Annotated in this window: 1 protein-coding gene; it reads right to left on the bottom strand. The window is 56.7% G+C overall.

Annotated features, from left to right (window positions below; genetic code table 11):
* Positions 1 to 430 (bottom strand): LrgB family protein (locus tag MXD62_RS10225; RefSeq protein WP_285224025.1); only part of this gene is annotated, 430 nt, incomplete at both ends.

Below are 430 nucleotides of genomic sequence, written 5' to 3'. Positions count from 1 at the left end.
GCTGGAGGCAGCTGTTTGCACCGGTGACACCTGATGCAGTCCCGCTGTTCCGATCGCATGGGAGCTGGTGCCAACGGCGATTCCGATTGCCCAATCATCCGTAACCTTGGCCCACTTTAACACTGTTCGGGCCATGGCAATGCCGATCATTCCAGTGACGGCGGTGAACGTCCCGGCCAGGGCAGGAATACCGCCAACCATTGTCGTAAGCTCAACTGAGATAGGAGTGGTTACCGATTTGCTCAACATGCTCCGGTTCATCAGGTCATCGGCTCCCATTAGCCACATGATCAGCCAACTGGAGAGCGGCGATATCAAGCAGCCTGCTGCTGTACCAAGCAAAACCCCGCGCCAGATCTCGGCCAACTGTTTCATTTGCTTAGCGAGTGGAACTCCCAATGCAACGGTGCCCGGCCCAAGCCAGAAGGAA

Source organism: Frankia sp. Mgl5 (genome assembly GCF_023242985.1).
GTDB lineage: Bacteria > Actinomycetota > Actinomycetes > Frankiales > Frankiaceae > Parafrankia > Parafrankia soli.
Note: the sequence above shows the minus strand (reverse complement) of the source record. Positions and strands in the feature narration are given on the sequence as shown.